General features: G+C 53.9%; 15 protein-coding genes. 4 read left to right on the forward strand and 11 right to left on the reverse strand.

The genetic code is table 11. From position 1 onward, the window contains the following. Positions 1-52: 52 nt before the first annotated feature. Positions 53-592, reverse strand: coding sequence for a cytochrome P460 family protein (locus NZ823_17215; protein ID MCS6806867.1), 540 nt, complete (start codon positions 590-592; stop codon positions 53-55). 412 nt (positions 593-1,004) lie between these two features. Here NZ823_17215 and NZ823_17220 point away from each other — a divergent pair, with 412 nt between their 5' ends. The 3 genes from NZ823_17220 (at position 1,005) to NZ823_17230 (ending at position 4,646) form a co-directional block, all read left to right on the forward strand. Then, positions 1,005-1,976: a MerR family transcriptional regulator gene (locus tag NZ823_17220; protein ID MCS6806868.1), complete on the forward strand. Its 972-nt coding sequence runs from the start codon at positions 1,005-1,007 to the stop codon at positions 1,974-1,976. 9 nt (positions 1,977-1,985) lie between these two features. After that, the gene (locus NZ823_17225) at positions 1,986-3,287 is read left to right on the forward strand and encodes an ABC transporter permease (GenBank protein ID MCS6806869.1); all 1,302 of its coding nucleotides are present in this window, start codon (positions 1,986-1,988) and stop codon (positions 3,285-3,287) included. A 90-nt stretch (positions 3,288-3,377) separates the two neighbouring features. Next, positions 3,378-4,646 carry an ABC transporter permease gene (locus tag NZ823_17230; GenBank protein ID MCS6806870.1) on the forward strand — a complete coding sequence of 423 codons (1,269 nt, stop codon included), beginning with the start codon at positions 3,378-3,380 and terminating at the stop codon, positions 4,644-4,646. Positions 4,647-4,744: 98 nt separating this feature from the next. Here NZ823_17230 and NZ823_17235 read toward each other — a convergent pair whose 3' ends face one another. The 6 genes from NZ823_17235 to NZ823_17260 all read right to left on the reverse strand — a co-directional run bounded on the left by NZ823_17235 (position 4,745) and on the right by NZ823_17260 (position 10,124). Beyond that, on the reverse strand, positions 4,745-5,212 hold the full coding sequence (locus NZ823_17235; protein MCS6806871.1) for an SRPBCC family protein: 468 nt from the start codon (positions 5,210-5,212) through the stop codon (positions 4,745-4,747). Next, entirely contained in the window at positions 5,209-5,778 is a 570-nt protein-coding gene (gene thiE, locus NZ823_17240) for a thiamine phosphate synthase (protein MCS6806872.1), read from the reverse strand. The genes NZ823_17235 and thiE overlap by 4 nt, the downstream gene beginning before the upstream one ends. Positions 5,779-5,791: 13 nt before the next feature. Beyond that, positions 5,792-6,121 carry a hypothetical protein gene (locus NZ823_17245; protein MCS6806873.1) on the reverse strand — a complete coding sequence of 110 codons (330 nt, stop codon included), beginning with the start codon at positions 6,119-6,121 and terminating at the stop codon, positions 5,792-5,794. Positions 6,122-6,384: 263 nt separating this feature from the next. Beyond that, positions 6,385-6,609, reverse strand: coding sequence for a hypothetical protein (locus NZ823_17250; protein MCS6806874.1), 225 nt, complete (start codon positions 6,607-6,609; stop codon positions 6,385-6,387). Positions 6,610-8,184: 1,575 nt separating this feature from the next. Next, on the reverse strand, positions 8,185-8,958 hold the full coding sequence (locus tag NZ823_17255) for an SDR family oxidoreductase (GenBank protein ID MCS6806875.1): 774 nt from the start codon (positions 8,956-8,958) through the stop codon (positions 8,185-8,187). Positions 8,959-9,026: 68 nt separating this feature from the next. After that, positions 9,027-10,124: a leucine dehydrogenase gene (locus tag NZ823_17260; protein MCS6806876.1), complete on the reverse strand. Its 1,098-nt coding sequence runs from the start codon at positions 10,122-10,124 to the stop codon at positions 9,027-9,029. 295 nt (positions 10,125-10,419) lie between these two features. Between NZ823_17260 and efp the strand changes: the two genes are divergently transcribed. Further along, positions 10,420-10,977: an elongation factor P gene (gene efp, locus NZ823_17265; GenBank protein ID MCS6806877.1), complete on the forward strand. Its 558-nt coding sequence runs from the start codon at positions 10,420-10,422 to the stop codon at positions 10,975-10,977. 403 nt (positions 10,978-11,380) lie between these two features. On the opposite strand, the gene NZ823_17270 is transcribed toward efp, so the two are convergent. The 4 genes from NZ823_17270 to NZ823_17285 all read right to left on the reverse strand — a co-directional run. After that, on the reverse strand, positions 11,381-12,205 hold the full coding sequence (locus NZ823_17270) for a methyltransferase domain-containing protein (protein MCS6806878.1): 825 nt from the start codon (positions 12,203-12,205) through the stop codon (positions 11,381-11,383). 5 nt (positions 12,206-12,210) lie between these two features. Next, a complete protein-coding gene (locus tag NZ823_17275; GenBank protein MCS6806879.1) occupies positions 12,211-13,194 on the reverse strand; it encodes an NAD-dependent epimerase/dehydratase family protein in 984 nt (327 codons plus the stop codon). Beyond that, the gene (locus NZ823_17280) at positions 13,191-14,174 is read right to left on the reverse strand and encodes an NAD-dependent epimerase/dehydratase family protein (protein MCS6806880.1); all 984 of its coding nucleotides are present in this window, start codon (positions 14,172-14,174) and stop codon (positions 13,191-13,193) included. Before NZ823_17280 ends, NZ823_17275 begins: the two co-directional genes overlap by 4 nt. 937 nt (positions 14,175-15,111) lie before the next feature. Beyond that, the coding region (locus NZ823_17285; GenBank protein ID MCS6806881.1) for a hypothetical protein at positions 15,112-15,419 on the reverse strand (308 nt) is incomplete at its 5' end.

Genomic DNA, 15,419 nt, shown 5'->3' on the forward strand with positions numbered 1-15,419 from the left:
TCGAGCATTCGTTAGGAAGGCAGGAGACCTCTGCGCTGTGCGCTCGAGGCGATTACTTGACGAGTTGTGAGAAGACGTAGTCGCGCTCCTTTTGGCCAGCGTGGCAATTAAAGCAGGATGAAGCCACGTCAGCGTTCTTGATCAGCGGCTTGCGCGTTTCGGGATCAAACGCCTGAAAGCCCCAACCACCCGTTTCGGCAAATCGCCGCGGGTCTTTCACCATGATGGCTTCGACTTTTTTCTTTCCCGCGACGTAAGCTCCCTGCTCATTGACCGCTTCGTAGAGCACGAAGACCAATTGACTGCCGGTAGGATAGCGGCCTGCTGTTTGGCTCGCTTTCAGCCCAACGTTGTTGACATAGATATGATGGATGCCGCCAAAGGATTTGTAGAGCGGATGCTTTTCATCGAAGATCACCATGCTTTTGACGTGCGTCCATTGCCGATAATCAGGCAATGTCAATCGCTCAACATTGCCGGTGCCCTGCGATGCCAACGTTGTCATCGAGGCGTTCTCACCAGCTTGCACAATCAAAAGCAGTGTGATGAGAGCAATGCCAACGGTTATGACTTTCGGTTTTTGACCTCTCATAGTTATTCCTCCTGTGGTGCAGTTCATCGCTCGAGCCGTTTGGCTACCGAGCTTTTTTCAACGGGTATGGTAAGATACAAATCTGCTGTAAGGCCGTCAATTAGGCACTTTTTGGTACGTTGGTTACCAAAAAGTGAATGAGCTGTTGAAGCAATTCAAAGGCAAATCCCCATGAGCTTGGCGCACACCACGAACGATGAAAAGTTAGTAGTAGCACCATTACTGGCGCGTTAAACGGCGATGAATCGCCTGACTACAAACCTGTTTTTGCAGGCAGTGGGCAACTCAGCTTTGGATCGGCGGATTAGGGCCTCCGTAGTGTCAAATTGATGTCCATAATTTGTCCATATTTTTCTCGAATTTTGTTCTTCCTTATAGACGGATTTTAGACAACCGAGTAGAATTACCGACGATGCAACGCAAGCAGTATCCAATTAGAGTTGTAGCACGACGAACGGGGCTCACGCCTCATGTGATTCGCATGTGGGAGAAGCGATATAGCGCCGTGACGCCGACGCGCACAGCTACCAATCGGCGATTATATTCAGAGACTGACATTGAACGGTTGCTGTTGTTACGGCATGCGACGGAAATTGGCTATAGCATTGGGCAAGTCGCACAGTTGTCTACGCAGCGATTGATGACGATTACGGCGCAGGCTCAGGCCGCTGCCATTGTCCCTGCGCCTGACGGCTCGCGCTCTTCGGGGACAAATAACGCGGCGCAGTCACAAGAGGCCAACCCACAAGTTCATTTAGAGAAGTGCTTACAGGCGATTCGACAACTGGATGCGGCTGAGCTGGATGCTGCGCTGCGTCGTGCTGCCGTCTCCCTAAGCCGACCGGTGCTGCTTGAACAGCTCGTCTCGCCGCTGATGCAGACCGTCGGCGATTTGTGGCGAGAGGGTCAACTGAGGATTGTCCATGAGCATGTGGCGTCTTCGGTCGTTCGAGCTTTTTTGGCCAGTCTGGATGGAGCTTTTCAAGTCGCCGAGACAGCGCCCACGCTGATTGTCACAACCCCATCGGGCCAATGGCACGAAATTGGCGCGCTTCTTGCCGCCTGCGCGGCAGCAGCGGATGGCTGGCGAGTGGTCTATTTGGGGCCAAGTCTGCCGGCTGAAGAGATTGCTGGCGCTGTTGAGCGCCATCACGCCAAAGCTGTGGCGCTCAGCATCGTGTACCCCGGTGATGATCCACGCTTGGGTCTGGAGCTGCAGAAGCTGCGGCGCTACTTACCTACTCATACAATTCTGGTCGGCGGCCGCGTTGCTGATCAGTACATCGAGTTTTTAGATGCCATCAACGCCGTTCGGCTCGGTGATCTCTCTGCGTTCCGAACTGCCCTGCAAGCACTGCGGTCTCAACAACCGACGGATAGCTAGGAATAAGGTGTGGCCACGCCTCAACGAGTACTCAATGTGAGGGCTGCGCCGGTTGGCTTTGCCCATCCGCGGCGCTGGGGCATCAGTCTGATGGAGGCCTGGCAACTGGCCTTCGATGCCATCCTCATGCACAAGCTTCGCTCATTTCTGACGCTGCTGGGTGTGATTATCGGTGTGACGGTCGTTACCACGGTGGCCGCCGTGATCGAAGGCGCCGAACTCTACGTGCGCGAAAAGATTGCCGATTTGGGCCAAGGGATTTTTCGCGTCGAGAAAGCGAGCTTCGAAGTGATTGGCGACTTCAGAGCATTTCTTCAAGCGCGGGCGAAGAATCCTGATTTGACGCGTGAGGATTATGAGGCATTGAAAGCGCGCGTGCCGAACGCTGTTGCCATCGGCGCCAAAGATTCATCCACGTTGCCCGTCAAGTACGGCAGCAGCGAAATCAGCGAAGTGAACGTTCAAGGTGTGACGCCCAACATGGTTGATTTGAGTAACGTGACGATTGAGGTCGGGCGCTATATTGACGATACGGATGAGCTGCGGCGCCGCGCTGTATGTGTGATTGGCGCTGACATTGTCGAAGGCCTGTTCCCGCAACTAGACCCGCTCGGCAAGCAGATCAAGATCGGCGACCAGTTCTACACGGTGATCGGCGTGGCCAAAAAATTAGGAAGCGTGTTAGGGCAGTCTCAAGATAATTTCGTCATTGTGCCGTTGTCCACCTTTCAGAAGCAGTTTGGCGCCCGTCGCTCGCTCTCAATCTACATCAAAGGCGACCCGGCCGTCCCACTGCAGCGAGTTCAAGATCAAACTCGCGTGGTGCTGCGTAGTCGGCATCAGCTCGCCTACAATCAGGAGGATGATTTCAGCCTTGTCACCAACGAGGCAACCGAAGCGCTCTTTGGTCGGTTCATTGCCGGCGTTGCTGCGGTGGCGCTGCCGGTCACAGGGATTTCGCTCATCGTCGGCGGCATCGTCATCATGAACACGATGCTTGTGTCCGTCAGCGAGCGCACCAAAGAAATTGGTATTCGCAAAAGCGTTGGCGCGCGCCGCCGCGACATCACCATCCAATTTCTGCTGGAGTCATCACTCTTAGCGGGCGTGGGCGGCGTGATCGGTGTGGTCATAGCGCTCATCATCACCACGCTTGGTTCGCGCGTCATCGGCATCCCCATGGCTCTGCCCCTGTGGGCATTGGCCGCTGCGTTGCTGGTTTCGACCGGCGTTGGACTGACATTCGGTATTTACCCGGCATTCCGAGCTGCTCGCTTAGACCCTGTTGAGGCGATGCGCACAGAAAACTAAAGGAGTCATTTACTCCTTTCGTGAAGCGATTGTATCATTAAGCTGCGGCTCGATGGTTCGCTGAGCCAATGCGTCACCAAGCAATTTCTTATGAAGCTGAATCGTCAAGAGCTGATTGAGAACGTGGCATTCGCGGCGACTGCGATTCGCGCCCACAAGCTGCGCTCGCTGTTGACTGTGCTGGGCGTTGTCATTGGCACGATGACGGTCACGGCTGTGTCATCTGTGTTGACAGGCTTGGAGATTCAAACTCGCGAATACGCTGAAACGTTTGGGCCCAATGTGCTCTACATTACAAAGTTCGATAAAATCGGGCCGCGTTTCAGCCGTCCGCCGCAGGAGGAGCGCATGCGCAAGCCGCTGGTTTATGAAGACGCTGTCGCCATTGCAGCATTACCCAGCGTCGAGGCCGCCAGTCCGTTTCTCATCTTGGGCAGCTTCGGCCCGAGTGGCACAACCATACCGGTAAAATACCGGGGCGTCGAAGCTAGCAATCCGATTCTGTTCGGTGTGTGGCCGAATTACCCGGAGGTGCGAAATGTGCTGCTCAAACAAGGACGCTTCTTCACCGCAACCGAACATGATCGGCGGCTCAAGGTTGCCGTCATAGGTTCGTCTATTGCCGACACGTTATTTGGCGTTGTGGACCCGTTAGAAAAGGAAATTGCCATCGGCAACGACGTGTTTCGCGTCATCGGCGTGTTGGAAAAGGGACCGGGCGGCTTATTTGGCGGAGACAATGTTGAAGATCGAACAATCCTCATGCCGTATGCAACGTTGGAGAAGATGCATCCCGAGCTGGAAACGCTCTCAGTCATTGCGCACTCACGCGACGGCCAATTCAATCTGATGGTGGACCAAATCACCGAACTGATGCGCCGACGCCGTGGCGTGCCTGCTGACAAACCAAACGACTTCGGACTCAATGAACCGCTCGGCATCTTTGAAGCTGTGCGTGACATCAGTGGGATCGTCGCTGCCATTGTCATTCCGATTTCGGCCACAGGCTTGCTCATTGGCGGAGTCGGCATTATGAACATCATGCTCGTTTCGGTCACCGAGCGGACTCGCGAGATCGGCGTCCGACGAGCAATCGGCGCGCGCCGCCGCGACATCGTTCAGCAATTTCTTATCGAAGCAACTGCGCTGGCACTCGTCGGTGGGGCGTTGGGTGTGTTTGTCGGCGTGGCAATTAGCGCCATTGTACACCAATTCATCCCGGAGATCCCTTCGCAAGTCCCATTGTGGTCTATCATGGCTGGGCTTGGCGTTTCGATCGGTGTCGGCCTCACCTTTGGGCTCTGGCCGGCGATCAAAGCGGCCCGCTTGGACCCGGCAGTCGCACTGCGTTATGAGTAGGCCCTGTGCGTGGGAGCTTAACTGTGATTATCTGGGCAGCACGCCAAACCGCTGTAGTGATATGATCCAGACTCGATGATAACAGGGGTCAACTGTGATTATCTGGGCAGCACCCCAAATCGTTCCTCTAACGCACGACGACGAAATTCAAAAATCTCATTCAGCCGCTTGCTGACTATCAGCTCGTGCGCGAGCGTACCAATTGGCCCGAGCGGCAACATATAGTGCACAATGTCCTGCATGCGGACGCCGCCTTCGATCTGATCAAACAGATGCTGATGATGCCAAAACCGATACGGCCCCCATCGTTGCTCATCAACGAACAGGTGTGGCTCACTGACATGAGTGATCTCCGTGACCCAACGAACAGGCAGTCGCCCAATCGGCGTGATCGTGTAGGTGACGATCATGCCGGGATACATCCGCTCTGGCAGAGGTGAGGTGACGCAAAATCGTAACCATGCTGGCGTGATGAGCGGCAAATTCTGCGGATTGGAAAAGAAGTCCCAGGCTTGTTCAATTGAGATGGGTAAGCATTGGATACGATGCAGGCGATAGAGTTTCAACCCGCCTCCTTACCAGGCCTATGTTGGGTAACGCAACGCACAACCTCTTCGATAGGATTTTGGATGAATAGTCGGATGGCGGCTATGCCTGCTGCGCCACAGGCCAGCACGTCAGAAAAATTCCTCAGATCAATGCCGCCAATACCGAAGACGGGGATCTGCGTTTGCTGAATGATCTCTGCAAACGGCTTCAAGCCGAGCGGCGGGCCATAGTGCCGTTTCGATGGTGTGTCGAACACAGGACCTAGCACGACAAAATCGGCGCCGCCCGCTTGCGCTCGGTTCACCTCTTCAAGTGAATGAGTCGAGACGCCAATTAGAAACGATGCTCCCACGTGCTTTCTCACAACCTCCGGTGGGAGTGATTGTGTGGTCAGATGGACGCCGTGCGCGCCACACGCTAGCGCGATGTCAAACCGATCGTTGACCAATACCTGCGTGCTCGAGCCAACGGTGGCGACTACGACTCGCTCAACCAGATGACAAAGTTCACGTGCCGGTAGGTCCTTTTCACGAATTTGGATTAAATCAACGCCGGCCCGCGCCGCCTCTTGCACAAGGCTCATGAGATCGCCTGCGTCAACGGCTCTCCGGTCGGTGATCATGTATAGCCGTGGCTTCTTCAGTTGGCGCTGCATGATCATTCGTCAGAAGACGCAACAGTTGCTTGAAATGAAATGCCTCCCAAATGCCCAGAAGAATATTGAGAATGCCCAAGCCCGTGACAGCCCATCGGACTGCATGGCTATTCATAATGCCAATCAAGCTCGGCGCTTGGAACCGTTGGACTAAATAAGTGAGAAAGAGGTTATCACTCCAGTAGCTATACCACGGCGATATAATCAACACGGCTCCGAGTTCGAAGAACACCAAAATGTACAAGACAATCGTCAGCTTAGCAGAAAACATGTGACTCAATTGATTCTATTGTTACCAACCAATCATAGCGCCTGGCAGCAAACCGACCCCAGGGCGCTTGACAGGTTTCAGGTTCGTTCCTACGGAGCGATGGCCGCCGAATTGAAGATCGTAATCCGTCTGTGAAGCGCCTTGCAGTCATCAGACTGGTTACCAGTGGTTGAGCTCTTGGCAATGACTGATCACTGGTGAACGGGCAAGCTAACACAGGCTTTCGGGGATGTCAAATGCGTCGGCGTGAGGAGAGGTGGAGATCATTGGTTGGTTTTGTCACGCAGCAGAGAGTGCTGTAAAAAGCTGTCAGAACTCGGTCGGGTCGAAGCAGAGAGCGGAATTTCCTCGATTACCATATAGTAGGGAATCTGCAAAGCAAAGCCGCGGTTTTCCGCCGGGTCCAGCTCATATCCGCCGGGAACCCGCCGAGCCAATTGGTACCATGGCCGCCCACGAACTCTAATTTGGTAATCGTACTTCGTCATTTTTTCACCATCGCAACCGACCATACTTTACATAAGGCCGGCGCGTGATTCGACGTGTTTTCCGCTCGATTGGTTGCGTTTGCTTCTTACCCGATCAGCCAATCATGACGACTTCGCTCTGAAGCGCTGCTCTGCCGATGCAGAGCAAGCTCTATTCCGTCCTGAGAGAGCAACATTAGGTGTACCGGGATCGGGCAAGACTCTACCTAACTGATCTTCTAAGGCGTAGATAGGTGTTGATTAGAGGTCTTATGGATGGTCGCAGGTTAAGTATTTCTCTGTTTCGCCTTCGAAAAACTGGTTTCACTAATGAAACGAACACGTCTCAAGCCAAAAAGAACGAGTATCTGGGTTCTATTCTGCTTCGTGTCAGTTGGAATAAGGTGCTGAGCAGAAAAAAAAGGGGGAGGTCCGTTGGGGGCGGAGCCTCCCCAATCAACAAGGAGGAGGGTCAGTTGTGGGTGAGGTAAACTTGTGACCCAATCAGAGGCCCTCCAATCTGATGGGGGATAGATTTCTGGGCTGGCGTTGGTTCAATACAATATGCCACATAGACATTAGTGATGTCCTCCTTTGATTGACCAACGATACCATCAAGAATGTTACCTCCTGCCTCAGCACTGAAAATATGATTGCTGCCTACAAGCAACTGGCTTGAATGATGGAGAGCCGTGACAGATTGAGTGTTATGAGGGAGAACCACTCGACTGATGTCAGGTGCTCCGTGGGTTGAGTTTACTGAACTGTTTCTTAGCCAGATGGTTGTCCCGTTGCCTCTGCTAACACTCGACCGGTTAATGGAGTTGTTGTCAACCATCTCGTGATTAACTTGTCGCTGCTGCCGTGAACTTTTGCCTGCTTGAGCTTGTGCTGTGTCACTTTCTATCCACTGTTGTCGCTTTCGCTGAACCACATGAGCCGGAACGATCCGCATGAGCTTGTCGCGTGAGCTGCTTAAGATGTTGACCGTCAATGTATTGGACAAAACAATCGGGACTGCCTGTCTTGACCCTACATGACTTACCAAACAGGCTAGTCCGACCACGAGCACAGCCTTGCCCCATACTGGTTCTGTTGCTGGCTCAAACCTGAGTATGCTGGCGATGCGTCGGATTGCTCTGCCTGTGTTCAACTCCGTAACCACGGCTCCCACCATTCACTAGATTCAAAAACACCCCGTATATTACAGAGACTCGGTTTTGATGTCAAGAAAAATCTTCACAAATAACATGAAGATTTTTTTCTAATATATGGAAAATTCGTTGTTAAGCTATGTGACTGACTTTATTGAAAACCTTAAGAAATAGGTTAACTGTTTTATAAACAAGTTGTTAATTAGCTAGTTCCTCGTGAATCAACCACCGCTCCTACATACTTAATTGAGCAATGTCACCGATAATTTTTGCGATTTCAAGTGGGGCTGGGTGAACACATCTACAGGTTTGAGTATGTCGGTTGTTGGTGTGCTCAGGCGGCTTCTAACGGGTTGGATTGTCTGCTTGTTGAGGAGTTGTTGTTCGGTGGGCCTTCAGCCAGACCAGGAAACTCAACGTGGGATAACCACAAACTTGAAAATCACATAATGGATAACCCTCCATCCACCATAAGTACCTGGCCTGTCACATAGTTTGAGGCGTTAGATGCCAGATAGACGACAGCTCCTTTCAATTCGTCAGGTCCACCAAACCGACCAAGGGGAATAAACGGCAGTAAGGATTCACCTCGATGGCCTAGCACCCATTCAGACATGTGGGTGCGAAACCAGCCGGGTGCAATCGCGTTGACATAGATGTTGTATCGAGCCCATTTACAAGCTAAGTCGCGGGTGAAAGCGATAATGGCTCCTTTGCTTGTGTGGTAACCGATGGCATCAACTAATTCGGGTGGCGCGCCAAAGAAACCTGCGACTGAGCTTATATTAATGATCTTGCCTCCACGCTGCTCAATCATGACGCGACCAACAGCTTGTGAACAGAGAAAAGTTCCTGTCACATTGGCTTCCATCACTTTTTGCCAATCAGCGAGGCTCATCGTTTCTGCTGGTGCTGCCCAGGTTCGCCCTGAGTTGTTCACCAAGATGTCAATGCGCCCAAATTCCGCCCGTGTCTTTTCGACCATGGCGTTGACTTCATCCTGGCTGGTTACGTCGCACCGCAGGCCAAGAGCTTTCACTCCCAGTTGACGAAATTCGGCTGCCGCTTGCTCGCATCGTTCAATTTTGCGTGAGCACAGAACGACACTAGCCCCCATCTCAGCTAATGCTTCAGCCATCTGCTTGCCAATACCTGTCGCGCCGCCGGTGATAATGGCGACCTTGCCAGTCAAATCGAATAATTCTTGGGTTCGCATCGGTCCTCTCCCTAAGAGCGAAGTGTATGCTCAGCTTATCGGATTTACCTCTCCCATTGCTTATCGGATTACCGGTCCCATCGCAGACGATGGATGCCGCCGCCTGTGTACATACTTCTCAACTGCCTGACCATGGCGATACGTTGCTCGACCAATTTATCAGCCGCCTGAGAAGTCGGGATATTCTCCTGCCGGGCGATTTGAAAAACTTTCCTGAGGTTGTAGTAAATGCCCCGCGTCATGCGCAATGCTCGCTCACGGTTATAGCCTTCCAGCTCAACGAACACGTTGATCAAGCCGCCCGCATTGATCACATAGTCGGGCGCATAAAGAATCCCTCGTCGGTGGAGCGCCTCGCCATGATGATCTTCCTGCAATTGATTATTGGCTGCGCCAGCGATTAATTTGAATTGAAACTGATCAATCGTCTGATCATTGATCACTGAACCCAGCGCGCAGGGGGCAAAAATATCGGCAGGGACCTGATAAATCTCATCTGGATTGACAGCTTCGATACCGAACTGAGCAACGGCGTGTTGCACACGTTCGGGATCAATATCGGTGGCGATGATTTTCATGCCTTTGTCGGCTAACAGCTTGACCAGGTGCATGCCCACTGCCCCTAAGCCCTGCACTGCGACGGTTAGTCCTTTGAGCGAAGTCTTACCGAATTTCTCTTCGACGCATGCCTTGATGCCTTGAAGCACACCGAACGCGGTGACTGGCGCCGGGTCGCCGCCACCGCCGTGTGCCGGCGAGACGCCGACCACATACCGCGTCTCCATGTACATGTAATCCACATCGTTGACATCAATGCCAACGTCTTCGCCGGTGATGAAGCGGCCTTGCAGACTTTCAACGAATCGGCCATAAGCGCGAAACAGCGCCTCGGACTTATCTTTTTTCGGATCGCCAATGATGACCGCCTTGCCACCACCCATGTTCAAACCCGCGGCTGCCGATTTGTAGGTCATACTGCGCGAGAGCCGCAGCGCGTCTTCAATCGCCTCTGTTTCGGTCTTGTAGGGCCACATGCGCGTGCCGCCGAGCGCCGGACCCAATGTCGTATCATGAATTGCGATGATGGCTCTCAAGCCTACATCTTTATTCTGACAGAAGATCAGTTCTTCGTGCCCGCTCGCTTCGATTCGCGCAAACATTTCCATGATCTTCCTCCGCTGGCGAGCGAGTATAATAGCAAAACAGGTTCACAGAAGTCACGCTCTGTCCGGGCGAGTCATTGTTCGGCGTTGACTGTATAGAGGCTGACAGCGCGCAGTCTCACTCAAATCGGCTTCCTTTTTTGAGCGCGCTGCGTCGGCGCTTGGCATACCCTCGCTCGACAGTGAACGCTAGTGGCAAGCGTCTTGCTTAGATTGAGCGCGCTACTGTATGGTATAGGCTTGGCTTCACAGCCAACTTGACGACATACTGATAAGATTTTGAGGTAAGGAAAATCGTATGCTAGCAAATGATATTCGCCGAGGAATGATTATCATCCACGATGGTGTGCCACAACGGGTATTAGAATTTCAGCATCGGACGCCTGGCAACTTGCGCGCATTTGTGCAAGTGAGGCTCCGCAATCTGAAATCCGGAACGTCGTCGGAAATTCGTTTCAGTTCAACGGACGTGGTTGAACGCGCCATCCTCGATGAGCATGAGATGGAATACATGTATTCGGATGGCCAGATGTATCACTTCATGAACACCGAGAACTACGAGCAAATCGCGCTGGACGCTGAAGCGCTTGGCGATGCAATTGACTACCTTGTGCCGGGCACGAGGATCAAGGTGGAATTTTTTGAGGGCCAGCCCATCGGCGTAGAGTTGCCGCCGGTGGTTGAGCTGACCGTCATTGAAACCGAACCGGGATTGAAAGGCGCGACTGCTTCTAACAGTCCCAAACCGGCGAAGCTGGAAACCGGCGTGACAATTCAAGTCCCTCCCTTCATCAAAGAAGGCGACAAGATTCGCGTTGACCCGAATAAAGGCGTCTATCTTGAACGCGCCAAATGAGCGATGCTCTCAAACTGCGGACCAACGCTGACGCAGAGAGAGAGTCGCTGCTGCTGGGTTGATTTGTGGCGCGATTGAAGGGGGCATCCGCCACATGAAGCAGCATACCGCAGCAAAATGGCGACGAGCCCTTGTGCTGACCAACGCCATCAATCATTGAAGGCGATCGGCAGGATGTCGTCGCGCTGTATTGGTTGCACTCTGCCCTGATTGGCTCATGGTGCGTGACAGAGCGATCAACTGACTGTAGCAAAAACCTATTCCCGATTTCGACGGGTAGTCAGGTGTCAGGAGCGATGTCTGATGTGGCGATTGTGAAGTGAGGGTTGCATTGCAGCGCGTGTTAGAAAGTCCGGCGCGATTCGTTTAGCCTACTGGCGTGTCCAAGTAGCGGCGCTCTGGGCTAGGGAGAAGCCGGCTTGCGGAATTCCAGCCGATAACCGCAACCATTCCAGATGCGCTCACAGTGTTTCCCGACCGCTTCGGCAGGAACCAAATGCAACGGCGGACCGGTTTTTTGGTGCAACGCCGGCACAGCTCGCACGAGCGCACGCGCCCACCAACGCGGGAGGCGCTCTGGATCAAGCCATTCGTCAACGTTCACGATTTGAGCTCCCGGCTTGGCCACGCGCAGCATTTCGGCCAGCGCCTGTTTCAGGTCACGGAAAGTATTGAGTCCGCCCACTTGCAAGACCACGTTGAACGAATTGCTCTTGAATGGCAACGCTTCTGCCAAGCCCTGAAACAAATGCGCCTCCACCGACCATGTTTTCAGATTTTTGGCGCATTGTTGCAGCATCCCGGTCGAGAGGTCCAGTGCATACAGTTTCACGCCGTTGAACATTTGATGCAGATAGCGCAGGTTTGGACCAGGGCCTACAGCGATTTCTAACAGCTTGTCGCCCGGTGCAAGCTGCAAGCAAGACAAGTATTCACGTCGCGCTTCTGCTTCCGACATCTTGAACACATAGCTCATCGGCTTGATCACCGTTTGCTCATAGGTGCGAGAGAAGATGAGCGTCTGGGCCCAGTAGGCGATCTTGTTCTTGCCCACCAGCTCCTGCGGCGCCGCAAAGTGAGGCAGTCCGTTCTCTATTGAATAGACCTTGGCGCAACCACCACAGACCAACTCTCCCATTTCAATGTCGTCGCTAACGCTGGCCTCTGTTAGTGTCAGGTCGTGGTGACATGCAGGGCAACATACCAATTCGAGCGCATCTGTTTTCATCGTCTTTACCGCTTTTGGGATGAACGGTTTTCGTACCACCGAAGTGTCTGTTCAATCCCGGCCTTCAAGGACACTCGTGGTTGAAAGCCTAGTTCATGTTTGGCTTTCTCTCCACTACATATCCAATACTTTTGTAACAAGTCACTGAGTTCCTCTTTCATATCCAAAGGGCGCTGCGGTCGGTCAGCCCACGTCCGGTAGGCGCCGCCCAGTTTTGCGAAGAGCCTGAGCAGCCACTGCGGAATCGGCACCACGAGTCCTGTGCGGTTCTGTATCTTCAACGTTTGTTCAACCACGTCTTGCAATGAGACCGGCTCCGCGTTGGTGATGAAATAAAGCTGGCCGCGTGCCCGTTCGTGTTCAGCCGCCAGTATCAGCGCCTCCACGGCATCCTGGATGTGAATCAGATTGATGAACTGGTCTATTTTCGGAATGAGCCGCCAACGCGCCATCGCCAGTCCTTTTTCGGTGGTGATATTTGTCGGGCCATAGACTAAGGCGAGGCGCACGATTGTGATGGGAAGTTCTGCTCGTTGTGCAAGCAGGTACTCTTCGGCAGCTCGCTTGCTCCGCCCGTAGGCGGTGCGCGGCGCGCAAGCTTCCTCTTCGGTTAGCGGGTGACCGTCGCGGCTTGGTCCTGCTGCCGCTTGGCTGCTGGTGAAAAGAAATCGCTTCAGGGCGCGGTTCTCGCTGAGGCACGCTTCGACGAGATTTTTTGTTCCCTCGAAGTTCACGCGGAAGTACTGGACTTCGTCCCACGTTTGTTTGAGGCCGGCCAGATGATAGATGTAATCTACCGAGCGGACGATTGGCCTCAACGTCTCGCTACGACAGAGGTCACCGTAACACCACTGGACGGGCAAGTGAGCGATTCGACCGAGCGGTTCTCCTTCTAGCACCAGACACCGAACGCAGTCGCCGCGATTGACGAGCGCTTCGACCAAGAAACTGCCGATGAAACCTGTGCCGCCGGTGACCAGGACGTTCATGCCTTGCCCTCCTGTGCTAATTGCCAGCCGATTGCGTGCTCGAATGTCTCCTGCATGCCATAGCGTGGTTCAAATCCAAGCTCATGCTGAAGCGCAGTGGTGTCAATGCGCAATCCCGTGACCAGAAGGCGAGCAAGTGCGACCAGATGCCCCGAGCGAATCGGGCGGTAACTTCTCCGCGCGATTGCCATGACCACCTCACCCAGGCGTGCAGCCAGGTAAGCTGCGCCATACGGCACATTCACGATACGAGTATGGCAGCCCAGCCGAGCACTGAAAAACCGGATGACCTCCTCTAGCGGCGCGAAAAATCCTACCAGATCGTAAGTTCGGCCCACTGCCTGTGGATGGTGGCTGGCCAGAACAAGTGCTGCGGCCACATCGCGCGCGTCGGCAAAGGGGATAGAAACCGCGCCATTGTTGATCAGCGGCACAATTTTTCTTCGGGCCAATCGGATCAAGTGTGGGGTGAAGAGGTGGTCTCGTGCTCCCACTGTCACTGGCGGACGGAGAATGACCGTCTTCAATCGGCCTGTGCGGGCGTAGTTCTCGACCTCTTGTTCGGCTGCCCGCTTGGACTCGGCATACTCGCCGGGTACGCCGTGGATTCCCAGTGTGGAGGTATAGATGAATCGGTCTACACCGGCCTGCCCAGCAGCTTCCAGCATGTGTTGTGTCCCCCTGTAATTAACCCGCCAGTTAGCCTCTGGCAGTGCCCGCGCCGAGAATTGCTCACGCTTGGCAACGAGTGCCGCGCAATGAAAGACGACGCTGACATCTTTCATTGCTGCTTTCAATGAATCAATATCCAGCAGGTCGCCATAGCAAAGTTGCACTCCTTTGCGGCGCAGAAACTCCGCGTCACTGTTAGGCCGCACGAGGGCGCGAATCTCTGACGGATGGCGCTCATTGGCGAGGAGCTGCTCAATCAGATGGCTCCCAATGAGGCCGGTTCCCCCTGTGACCAGCACTGTCTTCATGCTCAGCGGCTACTGATGCTACTCACGGTTCTCGGTTTTTCGCAAGCGGCAAAGAGAAAAGAACCTCCCGAAGGGGTGACCACTTCTGGGCGGCCGCGTCGTTGGGTTATTGGGCAGTCACGCGCGGTAGGCTTCGGGAAGGGACGCAGCAAAAATCTCAGTGGGTGGCCGCTTCTGGGCAGCCGCGAAGTCGCCGCAATGATTCAATCCGTGCCGCTACGCAGCGCGGTCGTGCAATCATCACTATTACGCAGAACAGTGGTGCACTCATCAGCACGACAATCCATGACATCTCAAAGAAGAATGCAGGCGGCCACAGCAGGGCCGCCGCGACAAACGCATGAAGATTTGAATGCAGGCGGCCACAGCAGGGCCGCCTCTATAGAACAGGCTTAGAATCACTCGTAGCGCCACGGATTGGGCGCATACAGGTGAAGGCACTCAAGGCCTCACCGACCGGCGATCACAATCGAAGACGCTTCAGTGCCATGGTATTGGCCGATGCCCAAACCATTTCTACTATTTTGAGCCTCCTTTGTAGGCTTTGGACGTCCACTTGGTCCTTCATCGAGGACCGCAAGGGATCGTCCGCCGCCGCCACCGCCGGTGTGACAGAGATTGGCCTTGGAGTTATTGAGGCTGAGGCCCCTCGCCGTGTTGTTAAGCTCATTGTTCTTGAACGCAACTGCGACGTTTATTCCTCTGAAAATAGCCTACGAAACACACGAACCTCACGAAAGAATTGTATTCTCACGTGGCGTGCCGTTGCATTGGAGCGATTCCCTTGAAAATAACCATTTTCATGGTTCGTGGCGAGCACAGGGCTCACGGGCGATTCCTCCCTGCCAATGCCCCGCCGACAAACGGGATTGAGCCGATATGCGCAGTTTGAGTTTTCGCTGTTGGTCGGCAGGTTCCCCCTTCGGAAAACAGAACTCTATTCGAGGATTACGATGCTTTGAGTTTTCGCTGTTGGTCGGCAGGCTCCGCCTTCGCCGACGCGAAAGGCGTTGGGCTTGGAGGCATTGTGGCTGCCGGCGCGATTGTCACAGTTGGATTTAGTGCTCTTGACGGTTGTGACAAAGAGCGGCCCTGGGGTGTCTCCTGCCCCGCCCACACCGATGCGATTGTCACAGTTGGATTTAGTGCTCTTGACGGTTGTGACAAAGAGCGGCCCTGGGGTGTCTCCTGCCCCGCCCACACCGATGCGATTGTCACAGTTGGATTTAGTGCTCTTGACGGTTG

This window comes from Blastocatellia bacterium (genome assembly GCA_025054955.1).
In the GTDB taxonomy this organism is placed as follows: Bacteria; Acidobacteriota; Blastocatellia; order HR10; family J050; genus JANWZE01.

Coding starts and splice junctions, on each gene's coding strand:
- NZ823_17250 (MCS6806874.1), bottom strand. CDS start 6,609: ATGACGAAGTACGATTACCAAATTAGAGTTCGTGGGCGGCCATGGTAC.
- thiE (MCS6806872.1), bottom strand. CDS start 5,778: ATGAGCCTTGTGCAAGAGGCGGCGCGGGCCGGCGTTGATTTAATCCAA.
- efp (MCS6806877.1), top strand. CDS start 10,420: ATGCTAGCAAATGATATTCGCCGAGGAATGATTATCATCCACGATGGT.
- NZ823_17260 (MCS6806876.1), bottom strand. CDS start 10,124: ATGGAAATGTTTGCGCGAATCGAAGCGAGCGGGCACGAAGAACTGATC.
- NZ823_17280 (MCS6806880.1), bottom strand. CDS start 14,174: ATGAAGACAGTGCTGGTCACAGGGGGAACCGGCCTCATTGGGAGCCAT.
- NZ823_17220 (MCS6806868.1), top strand. CDS start 1,005: ATGCAACGCAAGCAGTATCCAATTAGAGTTGTAGCACGACGAACGGGG.
- NZ823_17255 (MCS6806875.1), bottom strand. CDS start 8,958: ATGCGAACCCAAGAATTATTCGATTTGACTGGCAAGGTCGCCATTATC.
- NZ823_17270 (MCS6806878.1), bottom strand. CDS start 12,205: ATGAAAACAGATGCGCTCGAATTGGTATGTTGCCCTGCATGTCACCAC.
- NZ823_17215 (MCS6806867.1), bottom strand. CDS start 592: ATGAGAGGTCAAAAACCGAAAGTCATAACCGTTGGCATTGCTCTCATC.
- NZ823_17275 (MCS6806879.1), bottom strand. CDS start 13,194: ATGAACGTCCTGGTCACCGGCGGCACAGGTTTCATCGGCAGTTTCTTG.
- NZ823_17230 (MCS6806870.1), top strand. CDS start 3,378: ATGAAGCTGAATCGTCAAGAGCTGATTGAGAACGTGGCATTCGCGGCG.
- NZ823_17245 (MCS6806873.1), bottom strand. CDS start 6,121: ATGTTTTCTGCTAAGCTGACGATTGTCTTGTACATTTTGGTGTTCTTC.